General features: G+C 63.4%; 16 protein-coding genes. 8 read left to right on the top strand and 8 right to left on the bottom strand.

The features are described from left to right. Positions 1-116: 116 nt before the first annotated feature. Positions 117-776, bottom strand: coding sequence for a glycosyltransferase family protein (locus GNT67_RS02980; protein ID WP_159628426.1), 660 nt, complete (start codon positions 774-776; stop codon positions 117-119). Between the two features lie 137 nt (positions 777-913). Next, on the bottom strand, positions 914-1,603 hold the full coding sequence (locus tag GNT67_RS02975; RefSeq protein ID WP_159628425.1) for a response regulator transcription factor: 690 nt from the start codon (positions 1,601-1,603) through the stop codon (positions 914-916). A 234-nt stretch (positions 1,604-1,837) separates the two neighbouring features. Between GNT67_RS02975 and GNT67_RS02970 the strand changes: the two genes are divergently transcribed. Then, positions 1,838-2,446, top strand: a complete 609-nt coding sequence (locus GNT67_RS02970) for a hypothetical protein (protein WP_229407900.1) — start codon at positions 1,838-1,840, stop codon at positions 2,444-2,446. 51 nt (positions 2,447-2,497) lie between these two features. Here GNT67_RS02970 and GNT67_RS02965 read toward each other — a convergent pair whose 3' ends face one another. From GNT67_RS02965 to minC, 4 genes are all read right to left on the bottom strand, one after another. Beyond that, the gene (locus tag GNT67_RS02965; RefSeq protein WP_159628423.1) at positions 2,498-3,034 is read right to left on the bottom strand and encodes a carboxymuconolactone decarboxylase family protein; all 537 of its coding nucleotides are present in this window, start codon (positions 3,032-3,034) and stop codon (positions 2,498-2,500) included. A gap of 221 nt (positions 3,035-3,255) precedes the next feature. Then, positions 3,256-3,507 (bottom strand): cell division topological specificity factor MinE, encoded by a 252-nt coding sequence (minE, locus tag GNT67_RS02960; RefSeq protein WP_005663943.1) that lies wholly within the window; start codon positions 3,505-3,507, stop codon positions 3,256-3,258. A gap of 1 nt (position 3,508) precedes the next feature. Beyond that, a complete protein-coding gene (minD, locus tag GNT67_RS02955; RefSeq protein ID WP_159628422.1) occupies positions 3,509-4,324 on the bottom strand; it encodes a septum site-determining protein MinD in 816 nt (271 codons plus the stop codon). Between the two features lie 36 nt (positions 4,325-4,360). Further along, positions 4,361-5,170 carry a septum site-determining protein MinC gene (gene minC, locus GNT67_RS02950; RefSeq protein ID WP_159628421.1) on the bottom strand — a complete coding sequence of 270 codons (810 nt, stop codon included), beginning with the start codon at positions 5,168-5,170 and terminating at the stop codon, positions 4,361-4,363. 332 nt (positions 5,171-5,502) lie between these two features. Between minC and GNT67_RS02945 the strand changes: the two genes are divergently transcribed. Both GNT67_RS02945 and phbB read left to right on the top strand, forming a co-directional pair. Beyond that, positions 5,503-6,681, top strand: coding sequence for an acetyl-CoA C-acetyltransferase (locus tag GNT67_RS02945; protein WP_159628420.1), 1,179 nt, complete (start codon positions 5,503-5,505; stop codon positions 6,679-6,681). Between the two features lie 93 nt (positions 6,682-6,774). Continuing rightward, entirely contained in the window at positions 6,775-7,515 is a 741-nt protein-coding gene (phbB, locus tag GNT67_RS02940) for an acetoacetyl-CoA reductase (RefSeq protein ID WP_159628419.1), read from the top strand. 73 nt (positions 7,516-7,588) lie between these two features. Here phbB and GNT67_RS02935 read toward each other — a convergent pair whose 3' ends face one another. Then, on the bottom strand, positions 7,589-8,776 hold the full coding sequence (locus GNT67_RS02935; protein WP_229407899.1) for a hypothetical protein: 1,188 nt from the start codon (positions 8,774-8,776) through the stop codon (positions 7,589-7,591). Between the two features lie 204 nt (positions 8,777-8,980). Here GNT67_RS02935 and GNT67_RS02930 point away from each other — a divergent pair, with 204 nt between their 5' ends. The 5 genes from GNT67_RS02930 to GNT67_RS02910 all read left to right on the top strand — a co-directional run bounded on the left by GNT67_RS02930 (position 8,981) and on the right by GNT67_RS02910 (position 14,491). Further along, positions 8,981-10,303, top strand: a complete 1,323-nt coding sequence (locus GNT67_RS02930) for an amino acid deaminase (RefSeq protein WP_159628418.1) — start codon at positions 8,981-8,983, stop codon at positions 10,301-10,303. 56 nt (positions 10,304-10,359) lie between these two features. Next, positions 10,360-11,316, top strand: a complete 957-nt coding sequence (pip, locus tag GNT67_RS02925) for a prolyl aminopeptidase (protein WP_159628417.1) — start codon at positions 10,360-10,362, stop codon at positions 11,314-11,316. Positions 11,317-11,449: 133 nt separating this feature from the next. After that, positions 11,450-11,926 (top strand): DUF2721 domain-containing protein, encoded by a 477-nt coding sequence (locus tag GNT67_RS02920; RefSeq protein WP_159628416.1) that lies wholly within the window; start codon positions 11,450-11,452, stop codon positions 11,924-11,926. Positions 11,927-11,948: 22 nt separating this feature from the next. After that, positions 11,949-12,404, top strand: coding sequence for a hypothetical protein (locus GNT67_RS02915; protein ID WP_159628415.1), 456 nt, complete (start codon positions 11,949-11,951; stop codon positions 12,402-12,404). 56 nt (positions 12,405-12,460) lie between these two features. Beyond that, positions 12,461-14,491 carry an NADPH-dependent 2,4-dienoyl-CoA reductase gene (locus tag GNT67_RS02910; RefSeq protein WP_159628413.1) on the top strand — a complete coding sequence of 677 codons (2,031 nt, stop codon included), beginning with the start codon at positions 12,461-12,463 and terminating at the stop codon, positions 14,489-14,491. A gap of 29 nt (positions 14,492-14,520) precedes the next feature. Here the strand turns inward: GNT67_RS02910 and GNT67_RS02905 are convergent, their stop codons facing one another. Continuing rightward, positions 14,521-15,642, bottom strand: a complete 1,122-nt coding sequence (locus tag GNT67_RS02905; RefSeq protein ID WP_159628411.1) for a beta-ketoacyl-ACP synthase III — start codon at positions 15,640-15,642, stop codon at positions 14,521-14,523. Positions 15,643-15,715 lie beyond the last annotated feature (73 nt).

Here is a 15,715-nt window from a genome sequence, read left to right as displayed (position 1 = left end):
TCTTGGCGGCGTATTCGAGGTCGGAGAAGCTCTTTTGCATGATCGATGGCGGGCGAGGAACGTAGCGTCATTGTCTCAGGTTGCGGCACCGGCGGGAACCGGAGCGGCCGAATTAATCAGCGTCTCCCTAGCAACAATGTTTCTTTACTGACATGGCCTGCTGTGAAGACCAGCTCAGGCCATATCGCGAGTATTAGCAAGGCAATATGAGCGACATGTCCAGTACCATCGACGCGCTGTGCCAAATGCCTCACAGCGAAGCAGCTGACCGAAAAGAAGGCAAGATTGACCAATAATGGGAGCCAGTTCGTGTCCCCCAAGAGCGTCATGAACCCGGCATAGACAAACGGCGTTCCGGGAGGCCAGAACGCATGACCATTGAGAAAGTAGGGCTCTCCATCTACGATCAACCGTGCAAGCTGAAGATAGGCCGCGCCGTCGCTTACCGGAGCATTTGGCTGGCCAAGATGCCAGACAACAAGACGCAATGCGATACCGATTAAAAGCAGGTGGATCCAACCGCTATTAGTAGGAAACGCGATCGCCATGACACCACGGGACTCGACAGCGCGCAATATTACCAACAGCACCACTGCGGTTGCAGCCACGGCGACCATGCTGCGATAAGGTATGACTAGCCCAATACCGCTGAGTTGTGCTGTTGCAAGATATACCGTAGCGAAGACACATAGGCCAAACAGTACAGCAAGGACTGAGAAACAGGCTGGCGCCAAACGCCAACGGCGATCGGCTTCGACGTTTTCTAGTTGATTCATATTCGCCTGCAGAGAAATGTATCGAAGTATCTACAGGCGTTATCGATATTGCAAGCAATTTGTGTGGCTGCGCCATCAACTAAGGCTGATGTTGCAGAAAGCTCGTTACCCTGCCCTGATTCTGACCGTGGTCGCAGTCAGGCTCCCAACTTTTCCAGCCGGTAGCCATAGCTATAGACCGGCACAAGGCGGAAGCCGTTCTCTGGCCGAAGGTGGAGCTTGTTGCGCACGCGCGAAACGTGGGTATCCATGGTGCGCGACGGCACATCGTTTTCCCGGACCCAGACCGATTCATGGATGTAGGCGCGCGACAGCGGGCGGCCGATATTCCTGAAGAACAGCAGTGCCAGCGAGAATTCCTTCTGGGTCACGTCGATCACCGAACCGTCCTTCAGCAGACGGCCTGGACGGGTTTCGAAGGTGTAGGGGCCGAATTGCAGCTGCTCGGCGCTGTTCTGCGACGGGTAGGCGCGGCGCAACAGGGCCGAGACGCGCGCTACCAGTTCGCCGCGGCGCAGCGGCTTGACCAGGTAGTCGTCGGCGCCGGCAGTGACGCCGGCAATGATGTCGTCCTCGGCATTGTTCCCGACCAGGAATATGGTAGGTGCGGCGCTGGCCAACTTTTCCTTGGCGCGGCGCAGCACTTCGACACCGTCCATATCCGGCACGTTCCAGTCCATCACCAGCATGTCGGCACTGTCCTTGCGCAGCTGAGCCAATAATTCCCTGGCGCTGTCATAAGACTGGCAGCTGTGGCCAGCAGCACTGAGGACCTGGCAAATCAGGTCAGCTTGGGGACGATCTTGCTCCAGTACGGCGATCTTCATGACAGGACAATATATTGAAAAGTTGCCTATGTAGGAAGATTCCTACAAAGTTAAACCAAATATATCAGACTTTCACAAAACGATGCTACTGATAAACATGGCCCAGACACCAAAAGGTGACATTTGTACTATCAGACTGTTGTGTTAACGGGACCACGCAGAAAATCTTCCCACTGGCGTAGACTGAATTTTATATGTCATTCAGATAATGTAGGGGGGGAAGTTATGTTGTTTATGCGCAAAAATGTCACGGTGCCCGAGGATCGGGTGCCCGTCAGCGGAGTCGCGATCGATGCTACCCGCATTCGTTGCCTGGCCCTGGTCAAGAAGCGCGCCGCGATGTCGGCGGCAGTCGCTGCGGTGCCAGTGCCTGGCCTGGACCTGTTGGCCGACATCACCGGTTTCGCTACCCTGGTCGATGAAATCAATGCCGAGTTCGGCCTGACCCAGCAGCAGATCGAGCGCCTCAACCCGCGCCTGCGCGTGATCGCCTACAAGGCGGCGGCCTCGGTGGGCGGCATGCTGGTCGGCAAACTGGTGACGCGAGGCGCGGTAGCGCGCCTGTTCCGCGTCGTGGCCGGCCGGATGGCGGTCAAGACCACGGCCAAGATGGTGCCGCTGGCCGGGCAGATCGCTTCGGCGGCGATCGGCTACACCTTGTTCAAGCGGATGGGCTCGCAGCACGTCGAGGCCTGCGTGAAGGTAGTGCAGGAGCTCGAGCGCGCCGAGGCGGTGGGCGAGGCGCCGCAGCCGGTAGAGGATGGCGGTGACGACGCCACCACTGAGCAGGTCAATGGCGGCGCGGTCAGCGGGCCGGCGAAAGAGCCGGTATTGGTCATGTGACGGTGGCTGAACGCGTGGACGGCAAAGCCGTCCACCCACCATGCGACGCGTTCAAGCGACTTTCGGAAAATCGATCACCGTATCGTTGATCCGGTTGAACAGGTTCGTCAAGGTGATCGCCGTGATCGCCAGGGTGACGTCGACGATCTGCGCGTCGGTCACACCGGCCACCCTGATCGCCTCGATCACGCTGGCGTCGACCGTGCCGCGGGTCGTCACCAGGTGGCGGGCGAAGTCGGCCAGCGCGTCCTCGCGGACGTTGCCGCTGGCGACGCCCTGGCGCACGGCGGCCAGCGCCTCGGGCTGCAGGCCGGCCATCTTGCCCATCAGGCTGTGCGCGGCCACGCAGTAGTCGCAGCCGTTGGTGGCGCTCACCGCCAGCTTGATGACTTCGATGTCGCGCGCCGACAGCGCGGTTTTCTTCAGGCTGGCGTCCAGGGCCAGCACCGATTCCAGCACCACCGGGCTGTTGCTGCCGATGTCGCGGTAGGCGTTCGGCACGGTGCCGATGGCGCCTTTGATGGCGGTAAACAGGTGGGCGGCGGCGCCGGTGGCCTCCGAGACTGGGCGGGAAGCAAGTCGGGTCATGATGAACTCCTTGTCAAAATAGCGTTGGGTTGGCTTGGCTGGCTGCCTGCTGTGTTGCAGCCATGAACCCAGTATAGGCAAGGGTATCGATACTTTTAATGCTCGAAATTGGCTAAAAATTGCTCGATCGTCTCAGTGTAGCGGACGGAAGAGCCGTTCACGCTATGCCAAAAGAAAATGCCCGCACGCGGCGGGCATTGTTGCCAGCATAGTGGGCCGGCTCAGGTATCGGGCAGCACCACGTTTACGTCCAGCACTTCCAGGTTGCCCTGGCGGTCGAGCGAGACCTTGATGTCATCGGGATTGACCTTGACGTACTTCGAGATCACCGCGATCAGTTCCTGGTGCAGGGCCGGCAGGAAGTCCGGACCGGCGCGGTTGGTCCGTTCGCGTGCGATGATGATCTGCAGGCGTTCCTTGGCGGCTGTCGCGCTCTTCTTTTTTTCGGGGAAGAGGAATGAAAGCAATGCCATCTCACTTGGCTCCGAAGATGCGCTGGAACAGTCCCGGCTTTTCGTAGTTGGTAAAGCGCAGCGGACGCTCTTCGCCCAGGAAGCGCGCAACGACGTCTTCGTAGGCATCGGCCACATCGGTCCCCTTGAAGTGGATCGCCGGGTTGCCCTGGTTGGAAGCGTGCAGCACCGATTCCGATTCGGGAATGATGCCGATCAGGGGAATGCGCAGGATTTCCTGCACGTCCTGGTAGGAAAGCATCTCGTCGGCTTCGACGCGCTTGGGCGAGTAGCGGGTGATGAGCAAGTGTTCCTTGACCGGTTCGCTGCCGCTCTGGGCGCGGCGCGACTTGGCCTGCAGGATACCCAGGATGCGGTCCGAATCGCGCACCGACGACACTTCGGGATTGGTGACCACGATCGCCTCGTCGGCGAACGTCAGCGCCATCAGCGCGCCGTGCTCGATGCCGGCCGGCGAATCGCAGATGATGAACTCGAAGTCCATCTTGACCAGGTCGTTGAGCACCCGTTCCACGCCCTCTTCGGACAGCGCGTCCTTGTCGCGCGTCTGCGAGGCGGGCAGGATGAACAGGTTCTCGCAGTGCTTGTCCTTGATCAGGGCCTGGTTCAGGGTCGCTTCGCCGTTGACCACGTTGATCAGGTCATAGACCACACGGCGTTCGCAGCCCATGATCAAGTCGAGATTGCGCAGGCCGACGTCGAAGTCGATCACCGCGGTCTTGTGGCCACGCATGGCCAGCCCGGTGGAGAAGCTCGCGCTCGAGGTCGTCTTACCCACACCGCCCTTGCCGGACGTCACAACAATAATTCTCGCCACAAAAAAGTCCTTTACAGTATCTGTTCAGTTCGGGGATCAGGCGCGCGGTGCCGGAGCCATCGATTGCAGTTCGATCCGGTCGCCGACCAGCCTGATCTGGGTCGGCTGGCGCGCCAGGTCGGACGGAAAACCTTCGTCGAACGTGCGGTATACGCCGGCGATAGACACCAGCTCCGGCTGCATCGACAGCGCGAAGATGCGCGCGTCCGGATTGCCGGAAGCGCCCGCCAGTGCGCGGCCATTGAGCGGCGCATACACGTGGATGCTGCCGTCGGCGATCAGTTCGGCGCCATTGTTCACCACCGCGGTCACGATCAGGTCGGTGCCGCGCGCATAGATGCGCTGGCCGGCGCGCACCGGCGTGTCGACGATCACCGGCAGCGCGGCCGGGGCCGGCGTTGCGACGGCCGGTTCCGGAGCGGCTGTCGCTGCCGCAGCCACCTCGTTGCCGCGCGGGCGCGCACCCGGGCTCTCCTGCTCCACCGGCGCCGGCGGTGGCGCGGCCGCATGGCCGCCGGCGCGCACGCCGCTCGAACCGTCGTCCAGCGCCAGGCCCTGGGCCCGGATCGCGTCGATCATCGCTGGACCGGCGCCGCGTACGGCGACCGCATTCAGGCGATATTTCTTGAGCAGGGACACGAGCGCCGCCCAGTCGAGCGCTGGCGCTTCGGGCGCGATAGCGGCCACGTCGATCACTGCGAACTCGTCCTCGAAGAAATCGGAGACGCCCCCCGTCATTTGTTCCAGTGCGGAATCGATGGCGTCGAGGTCGGCCGCATGCAGGATCGTGGAAATGGCAACGACCGTGGAAATCTTGATCTCGATAGGAAGCGTGATTTTGGGCATAGAACGGTCTGGTTGGCGTTGCGCTTGTGCATTCTACTGTGAAAATTGTAGAAAAGGACAGACGCGCACGAATCATTCCTAACAGAAATTGAACGTTTGCTGGCAACCAAAAATTAAGTCATGCGGTAGATCAAATCAGTGCAACTGCCGGGTTGTTTTCGATGAATAAACTGCTAAGATTGCTGTTGCATAAACAGCAGCATGGGCCCCTCATTTCGTGACTTGAGGTTATATTAATCCCATGCACAAGGCGTTCTCGCATTGCACGGGGCGCCTGGTCCGAGGGAAATTCTGAACCATGCCGGCCCGCGGCCGGCTGAACGGAGATTGAAATGGAAGACGTAGTCATCGTAGCCGCCGGCCGCACCGCAGTCGGCAAGTTCGGCGGCACCCTCGCCAAGATTCCCGCTGCCGAACTCGGCGCGCAAGTGATCAAGCACCTGCTGGCCAAGACCGGCATCGCACCCGAAGCGGTCAGCGAAGTCATCATGGGCCAGGTACTCACCGCCGGCGTCGGCCAGAACCCGGCGCGCCAGGCCGTGATCAAGGCCGGCCTGCCCGACATGGTGCCGGGCTACACCATCAACAAGGTGTGCGGCAGCGGCCTCAAGGCAACCCACCTGGCGACCCAGGCGATCCGCTGCGGCGACGCCGAGATCGTCATCGCCGGCGGGCAAGAAAACATGAGTGCCTCGCCGCACGTGCTGGCTGGTTCGCGCGACGGCTTCCGCATGGGCGACGCCAAGCTCACCGACACCATGATCGTCGACGGCCTGTGGGACGTCTACAACCAGTACCACATGGGCGTCACCGCCGAGAACGTTGCCAAGAAATACGAGATCAGCCGCGCCGAGCAGGACGAATTCGCGCTGCAATCGCAGCTCAAGGCCGAGGCTGCTCAAAAGGAAGGCAAATTCAAGGACGAGATCATCCCGGTCGAGATCGTCACCAAGAAGGGCACGACCGTCTTCGACACCGATGAATACCCCAAGGCAGGCAGTACCCTCGAGGCGTTGGCCAGCCTGCGTCCGGCATTCAATAAAGAAGGTTCGGTCACCGCCGGCAACGCGTCGGGCATCAATGACGGCGCCGCCGCCGTGATCATGATGAGCGCCTCGAAAGCGAAAGAGCTGGGTTTGACCCCGCTGGCGCGCATCAAGGCCTATTCGTCATCCGGCCTCGACCCGCAAATCATGGGCATGGGCCCGGTCTCGGCCTCGCAGCTGTGCCTTAAAAAGGCCGGCTGGACCCACGAAGACGTCGACCTGATGGAAATCAACGAAGCCTTCGCGGCCCAGGCCATCGCGGTCAACAAGCAGATGGGCTGGGATACCTCCAAGATCAACGTCAACGGCGGCGCGATCGCGCTGGGCCACCCGATCGGCGCCTCCGGCGCCCGCGTGCTGGTCACCCTGCTGCACGAAATGATCCGCCGCGACGCCAAGCGCGGCCTGGCCAGCCTGTGCATCGGCGGCGGCATGGGTGTGGCGCTGGCGGTTGAGCGCGACTGAGGCGAGTAGTCGGTAGGTAGCGGTGGCACGCTGCAGCGGCAGCGGCCGCCGGTTTCACGTGGAATGTTTGACACAATAAAACTGGAGAAGACAATGGCTCGAGTAGCATTAGTAACCGGCGGCATGGGCGGCCTGGGCGAAGCGGTGTGCATCAAGCTGGCCGCACTGGGATATCAGGTCGTTACCACTTTCTCGCCGGGCAATACCAAGGTCGACGCCTGGCTCGGCGCCATGAAAGAACAGGGCCTCGACTTCAAGGCCTATGCCTGCGACGTGGCCGACTATGACGCGGCCCAGGAATGCGTACGCCAGGTGATCGCTGACGTCGGTCCGATCGACGTGCTGGTGAACAACGCCGGCATCACCCGTGACATGACCTTCAAGAAGATGGACAAGGTCAACTGGGACGCCGTGATCAAGACCAACCTCGATTCCGTGTTCAATATGACCAAGCCGGTCTGCGACGGCATGGTTGAGCGCGGCTGGGGCCGTATCATCAATATCTCGTCGGTCAATGGCCAAAAGGGTGCTTTCGGCCAGACCAACTACTCGGCGGCCAAGGCCGGTATGCACGGCTTCACCAAGGCGCTGGCGCTGGAAGTGGCGCGCAAGGGCGTGACCGTTAACACCATCTCGCCAGGCTATATCGGCACCAAGATGGTGATGGACATCCCAAGCGAAGTGCTGGAATCGAAGATCATTCCGCAAATCCCGATGGGCCGCCTGGGCAAGCCCGAGGAAGTGGCGGGCCTGGTGGCCTATCTGTCGTCCGACGAAGCGGCATTCGTCACTGGCGCGAATATCGCGATCAATGGCGGTCAGCACATGTCGTGATCCCTTAGGATCAGCACTAAGTCAACAATGCCGTCCAGCGCAAGCTGGACGGCATTGTTAATTGATGCCTGCTTTACAGCGCCGATTCGTAGGCGCCGACGTCGATGGACTTGACGGCGGGGCGAGTGGCGGCCGAAGCACTGTGTTGATAGACATAGGCCGGCTTGAGCGAGAAGCCGTTCACCGTCGGCGGCGCCGAACCGGCATTCACGATCAGGGCATTGGCGGTCGGACGCAGGTCCCAGACGGCGCGGTTGACGAAGCCCGGCGCCACCGAACGGTAGTTGGTCTTTTCGACGGCCCCGACCTGGTTGGTCACAGCGCCCGTACCGCCGAAGATATTGTTTTGCAGCAGAGCTTTCTTGGTGACCTTGGCGCCGATCATCACAAAGGTTCCACGGGCGCTGTCGTCGTTCAGGAAGGTATTGTTGACCACATACAAATCGTGGCCAGGGTTGCTGGCGCCTTCGGCTCCGTAGGAAACCAGGTTCGAATTGCTGTGTGCGGCCGGCTGGTGGATCACATTGCCGACAATATAAGACGTGCCCGCGTTCGGCAGGTCGATTTCATAGCTGGGCTTGCCGCTGGCGGTGGTGCCGGTCTGGCCTGGCACGGTACTCGAGAAGCGGTTGTACGCGATCGTATTGATGCGGGCGCGCGACTTCAGGTTGTGGCCGACGTCTGCATCATGCGAATAATTGAAGCGGAACGTCAGGCTGCCGGCATTGCCGATATACAGGTTGTGGGTTTGGCCGGTGCCATTGCCGTTGTGGCCGAATTCGCTGTTCTCGATCACGATCTTGCTGGCGGTGTTGACGCCGCTGAGGATGCCGTTTTCGTTATCGTGGATAAAGGCCCGGCGCAGGGTGAAGTTCGTGCCTTCGAGGCGCAGCGCAGCGCCGTTCTTGTCGGGAACCTTGGCGCCGAACATCTCGACGTTCTCGATGACGATATCGTTGCCTTGCACCACCCAGGTACCCTTACCGAGTGCGTTCTTGCCGCCAGCATCGATCTTGGGGCGGCCATTCACGCCGACGATGGTCAGCTTGCTGGGCTTGATCGCGCAGACGTCGCCGCGGTAGGTCGTGTTGCCGGCGATCTCGATCCGGTCGCCAGCTTTCGCGACTGCGAATGCGCGGCATGGTGTGGTGTGGGTCTTGCCCGGGCCGACCGACAAGGTTGCGGCATGCGCGGGGAGGATGATGGCCGAACCGAGTAGGGCGAGGATAGTGCCTAGCTGAACAGTATGACGTGAAGACATGGTTTTTCCCTGGAGTATGAACGAATGTGTCTTTTGCAAGTGACGCCGCGAAACATTTCCGAGCATAACTCCTGCCGGTAGGAAAATCCGTTACAGGTTGTAACAGTGAACTGTTCACAATCTGTCGCGATAAAGAGGTAGCGCCTGCGCCATTGCCTGCACACCGATCTACAATTGGCGCATCCACATTGCCGGGACCAAGCCATGCATACCCTTCCCCACGGCGGCCTCGCGCTGTCCAGCCTCGATGAACAGCTGCTGCTTCCCGGCACCAAGGGTTTGCCCTTGCGCGAACCGTTGCGCCAGGGCGCGATCAGCGTGCAGGGCTGGAATGTGTTGCGCGGCGACACCAGCTTCCCGGTCGCCGTACTCAAGCAAGCGAGCCTGCGCCACAACCTCGCGTGGATGCGCGCCTTCTGCGAGCGTCGTGGGATCAGCCTGGCGCCGCACGGCAAGACCACGATGAGTCCGCAGCTGTTCGGCGCCCAGCTCGCCAACGGCGCGTGGGGCATCACCCTGGCTACCGCGACCCAGGTCCAGGTGGCGCACCGCTTCGGCGTACGCCGTGTGCTGCTGGCCAACCAGCTGGTGGCGCGCGCCGACATCGCGGCCGTGCTGGCGCTGCTGCACGACGATCCCGATTTCGCCTGCATCGTGCTGGCCGACTCGCACGCCGGCGTGGCGCGCCTGGCGCAGGCGGTGGCCGCGTACAAGCTGGCCCGGCCGCTTCCGGTACTGGTCGAGCTGGGCCTGGCCGGCAAGCGCGCCGGCTGCCGCACGCCGCAAGAGGCGATGGACGTGGCGCGCGCCATCGCCGCCGCCGAGGGCCTGGCGCTGGCCGGCTTCGAAGGGTATGAAGGTTTGCTGGTGAGCGACGACCGCGAGCACGACCTGCGCATGGTGGATGCATTCCTCGCCCAACTGGCGGCGTTGGTGCGTGACGCCGACGCCGAAGGCCTGTTCGACGCGCCCGAGATCCTGCTGTCGGCTGGCGGCTCGTCCTATTTCGACCTGGTGGCGCGCGGCCTCCAGGGTGTCGGCGGCCTGTCGCGTCCGGTCCGCCCCATCTTGCGCAGCGGTTGCTATCTGACCAGCGACCACGGCATGTACCGGCGCCACATCGACGAGCTCAATGCGCGCGAAGGCGCGGCGCACGACGGCTTGCGGCCGGCCCTCGAGGTCTGGAGCGCCGTGCAGTCGCGCCCCGAGCTGACGCTGGCCATCCTCACCATGGGCAAGCGCGACGCGTCCTACGATGCCGACCTGCCGATCCCGCTGTACACGGCGCGGCCGGGCGAGGCGATGGTCCCGACCGCGCTGCCGCCCGGTTGCGCCATCGTCAAGATGAACGACCAGCACGCTTACCTGCGGCTGCCCGAGGGCGACCCGCTGTGCGCCAGCCTGGCGGTCGGCGACCTGGTCGGCTGCGGCATTTCGCACCCCTGCACCACCTTCGACAAGTGGCCGCTGCTGCTGGCGGTGGACGACGATTACAACGTCCGCCATGCCCTCAACACCTTCTTTTGAACCGACTGTCCATACGTTACAATCGGCTTCTTGAATCACTGCCAACAAGAGCCGCCATGCCCGTCACGCCGCCGTCGCTGTTCCCGCCGATCCAGCCCCATCGCCACGGCATGCTGGCGGTCGACGAGATGCACACGATCTACTGGGAAGAAGTCGGCAACCCGGACGGCATCCCGGTGCTGTTCCTGCACGGCGGCCCCGGCGCCGGCCTGTCGCCCCAGCACCGCCGCTTCTTCGATCCACGCGCCTACCGCGTGATCCTGTTCGACCAGCGCGGCGCCGGCAAGTCCACGCCGCTGGGCGAGTGGCGCAACAACACCACCGGCCTCCTGATCGAGGACATCGAGCGCCTGCGCGCGCTGTTCGGCATCAAGCAGTGGCTGGTGTTCGGCGGTTCCTGGGGCTCGACCCTGGCGCTGGCCTATGGCCAGGCCCATCCCGAACGCTGCCTCGGCTTCGTGCTGCGCGGGATCTTCCTGTGCACCCGCGCCGAAGTGGACTGGTTCATCAACGAGGTGCGCTGGTTCTATCCCGAGCTGTATGAAGAGTTCGTGGCCCCGATCCCGCAGGATGAACGGCACGACCTGTTGAAAGCCTATGCACGCCGCCTGCTGTGCCACGACCCGGCCGTCTACTGGCCGGCCGCGCGCGCCTGGAGCCGCTTCGAGGGCCGGCGCGTGTTCCTGTTGCCGCAGCCCGAAGAAGTGTCGAACGATACGCTCGACCTGGGCGTGGGGCGGCTCGAATCGCACTACATGCTGCATGGCGCCTTCCTCGAAGAAGACCAGCTGCTGCGCGACCTGGCGCGCATCGCCCACCTGCCGGCCGTGATCGTGCAGGGGCGCTATGACGTGATCTGCCCGCCGCTGGCGGCCTGGCGCCTGCATTCGGCGTGGCCGGGTTCCAGGCTGGAGATGATCGCCGATGCCGGACATGGCGCGCTGGAGCAGGGGATTGCACGGGCGCTGGTGGCGGCCACCGAGCAGTTCAAGCTGCACCGTCGTTTCGAATGAGGTTGTTGGGGGGCGTGGCTGGTACACTATGCTTACGCAGGTTGAACGCGTGGACGGCGTAGCCGTCCACCCTACGCATGCACCGTAGGCAGCGGTCGTCCCAGGCACATTACAACAATTCAAACGTGTTCTTATGAATATCCAGATCAGCGACATCGGCCACGTCATCCAGCTGGCGATCGCGCCGGTGTTCCTGCTCACCGGCGTGGCCACCAAGCTGACCGTGCTGACCAACCGCCTGGCGCGCATCATCGACCGTACGCGGGTACTCGAGGACCGGCTCAAGGTCAGCCCCAACGCCGAGTTCTCGAGCGAACTCGAACTGCTCTACCAGCGCTCGCACCTGATCAACTTCGCGATCGCCTCCAGCACCGCCTGCGGCCTGCTGGTGTGCGTGGTCATCGCGATGCTGTTCGCGGGCGATACCACCGGCATTCCGCTCGACCAGTACATCGCCGCCTGCTTCGTGTTCGCGATGCTCGGCCTGATCAGCAGCTTTGTCTATTTTTTGCGCGAGATCTTCATCGCCTCGCGCTTCATGCGCATGCAGCATCAGCAGATCATGCTCATGCAGCCACCGCCGCCGCCGCCAGCGCCGCCATCGGCTTGAGGGCGCGGCAAGAAAGAACCTTATGCACGACTACCAACGCCCTCCGACCCTGCACCGCTACGCGCTGCGCACCGAACTCGACACCGCGCTCAAGACCGGCCAGTTCCGCCTCGAACCCAACGGCGGCTTCCTGCACGTCTCGTTTTCCACCGTCTGGGACAAGCGCCTGTTCGACATCATCACGCCCAGCGACGCCTGCCTGGTGATCCACAATACCGAGGAATTCGGCGAGCGCCTGCACCGCGCCGTGCAGCGCATGCTGCCCAACTGGGCCGGCATCGATGGCGCCATCGAGTACGGCAGCCGCTCGCCGCTGGGCGCCGCCTTCACCAAGAGCGCCGGCCAGGCGCGGGAACAGGAATGGCAGTTCGCCTGGCGTCCGATGTCGCCCGGCGCCAGCCTGAACCCGGTGGTGGTCAGCATCGGCAGCATCGAGAGCTTCGCCGAAGTGCGCGACCGCGAAAGCCACCTGGCTTGACGTAAGGGCAAGTCGTTTAGACGCACGACTCCAGAAAATCGCGGTGTAATGCCGCGATGACTACCCCTTATTCTCACCTGCTGGCGCCGCTCGACCTGGGGTTCACGACCCTCAAGAACCGCGTCATCATGGGCTCGATGCACACCGGGCTCGAAGACCGCTTCTACAACTACGGCAAGCTGGCCGCCTTCTACCGCGAACGCGCACGCGGCGGCGTGGGCCTGATCGTCACCGGCGGCATTTCCCCCAACCGCCAGGGCTGGCTGCTGCCGTTCGGCGGCACCCTCAACACGCTGCTCGACGTGCCCAACCACCGGCGCGTCACGCGCGCGGTGCACGAAGAGGGCGGCAAGATCCTGATGCAGATCCTGCACGCGGGCCGCTACGGTTACCAGCCATTCGTGGTGTCGGCCTCGACCATCAAGTCGCCGATCTCGCGCTTCAAGCCCAAGGCGCTCACCGAAGCCGGCATCGAGTCGACCATCCGCGCCTATGTGCGCTGCGCCAGGCTGGCGCGCACGGCCGGCTACGACGGCGTCGAGATCATGGCCAGCGAAGGCTATTTGCTGAACCAGTTCCTGTGCGCGCGCGCGAATCGCCGTACCGACCGGTGGGGCGGACCGATCGAGAACCGCATGCGCCTGGCGGTCGAGGTGGTGCGCCGCATCCGTGCGGCAGTCGGCCCCGATTTCATCCTGATGGTCCGTCATTCGGTCCTCGATCTGGTCGAAGGCGGCAATACCTGGGACGAGGTCGTGCTGGTCGCCAAGGCGCTGGAGGCCGCCGGCGCCACGATCCTCAACACCGGTTATGGCTGGCACGAGGCGCGCATCCCGACCATCGTCACCTCGGTGCCGCGCGCGGCATTTGCCGAGATCGCCGGCCGCCTGCGCAAGCACGTCGACATTCCGGTGGTGGCCTCGAACCGCATCAATATGCCGCGCGAGGCCGAGGATATCCTGGCGCGCGGCGACGCCGACCTGGTCTCGATGGCGCGCCCGTTCCTGGCCGATCCCGATTTCGTGGCCAAGGCCGCCAGTGGGCGGGTCGACGAGATCAATACCTGCATCGCCTGCAACCAGGCCTGCCTCGATCACACCTTCGCCAACAAGCGCGCCACTTGCCTGGTCAACCCGCGCGCCTGCCACGAAACCGAACTGGTGTTTCGCAAGACAGCCGCGGCGCGCCGCATCGCGGTGGTCGGCGCCGGTCCGGCCGGCCTGTCGGCGGCGACGGTGGCGGCCGAGCGTGGGCACCAGGTGACTCTGTTTGATGCTAACGACCGTATCGGTGGCCAGTTCAATATCGCGATGCGCATTCCGGGCAAGGAAGAATTCGCGGAGACCATCCGCTACTTCGGGCGCCGCCTGGACCTGCTTGGGGTCGACGTGCGCCTGAACTGTCGGGTGACGCGCGAAGAACTGCTGGCCCAGGGCTTCGACGAAGTGATCGTGGCGACCGGGATCCGCATGCGCACGCCGGCGATTCCCGGCATCGACCACCCGAAGGTATTGAGTTACATCGACGTCGTGCAGGGCGGCCGGCCGGTTGGCGCGCGGGTGGCCATCATCGGCGCCGGTGGTATCGGTTTCGATACCGGCGAATTCCTGGTGCACGATCCGCGGGTGGCACTGCCGGTGCCGGCCGCGCACTGGATGCGGGAGTGGGGCGTCGATCCGCTGGTAGCGCTGCCGGGCGGATTGACGCCGCCCGCGGCGCCGCAGCCGCCGCGCCAGGTCTGGCTCCTGCAGCGAAAAACCACGCGTCCCGGCGCAGGCCTGGGCAAGACCTCGGGCTGGGTGCACCGCGCGACGCTGGTGCGCAATGGGGTGACCATGCTGGCCGGCGTGCAGTACGAACGCATCGATGACGCCGGCCTGCACATCACGGTGGGCGGCGAACAACGTTTGCTGGAAGTGGACAATGTGGTGATCTGCGCCGGGCAGGAAAGCCTGGCGGAACTGATGCCGGCCGCTGGCAGCAGCGGCGGGCCGCGCTTCCACAAGATCGGTGGCGCGGCGCTGGCGAGCGAACTCGATGCCAAGCGCGCGATCCGCGAAGGGGCGGAACTGGCGGCGCGCCTGTAGTAAATGACCCGGCCGCCGCCGGGTCACGCTTACTTCTTGCGCACTACCACGCAGCCGATCGAATAACCGGCGCCGAACGAGCAGATCACGCCATTGGTGCCGGCCGCCAGGTCGTCCTGGTACTTGTGGAAGGCGATGATCGAGCCGGCCGACGAGGTATTGGCATAGCTGTCGAGGATCACCGGCGCTTCGTCGGCTGTCGCATCGCGGCCGAGCAGGGTGCGCACGATCAGCAGGTTCATGTTCAGGTTGGCCTGGTGCAGCCAGTAGCGCGCCACGTCCTTGGTCTCGAGGCCGGCCGCCGCCAGCGTGTCGGCGATGGTCTGGGCCGCCATCGGGCACACTTCCTTGAACACCTTGCGGCCCTGCTGGCGGAACAGCTTATCGGGCTGGCCGATGCCGGCTTCGTCGAAGCGGTTCAGGAAGCCGAAATTGTTGCGGATATTGTTCGAGAAGCTGGTCTGGAGGCGGCTGTCGAGGATTTCCCACTGGTGCGCACCGGTGGCCGTTTCCGCCGCTTCGATCACGATCGCGGTGCAGGCGTCGCCGAAAATGAAATGGCTGTCGCGGTCGCGGAAGTTCAGGTGGCCGCTGGTGATTTCCGGGTTCAGCACCAGCACCGCGCGCGCGCGGCCGCCACGCACCGCGTCGACCGCGGTGGCGATGCCGAAGGTGGCCGAGGAGCAGGCCACGTTCATGTCGAAGCCGAAGCCGTCGATGCCCAGCGCCTCTTGCACCTCGACCGCCATGGCCGGGTAGGCACGCTGCATATTGCTGCAGGCGACCAGCACCATGTCGATGTCCTGCGGCTGCTTGCCGGCACGCGCGAGCGCGTCGCGCGCGGCGGCCACGCACATCTCGGCCTGCAGCGAGATCTGGTCGTCGGAGCGCTCGGGGATGCGCGCCGTCATGCGGGTCGGGTCGAGGATGCCGCTCTTTTCCATCACGTAGCGCGACTTGATGCCCGATGCTTTTTCGATGAAGCCGCTGCTCGACGGTTCCAGCGCCGCGAGCTCGCCCGCTGCGATCTGCGCCGCGTGTTCCTGGTTGTGCAGTTCGACGTAAGCGTTGAAGGCTGCCACCAGCTCGTCGTTCGAGATGGAATGCGGTGGCGTAAACAGGCCGGTGCCGCTGATGACGACAGGTTTCATATTCAGCAAACTTTCAAGGAAAATAAGCGGAGTTGTCCGCAAGGTGGGCCGATTCTACACGCTCGGAACGGGC

Source organism: Massilia puerhi (assembly GCF_009861485.1).
The sequence above is the reverse complement of the archived record's forward strand: the minus strand, read 5'-3'. Positions and strand labels throughout refer to the sequence as shown.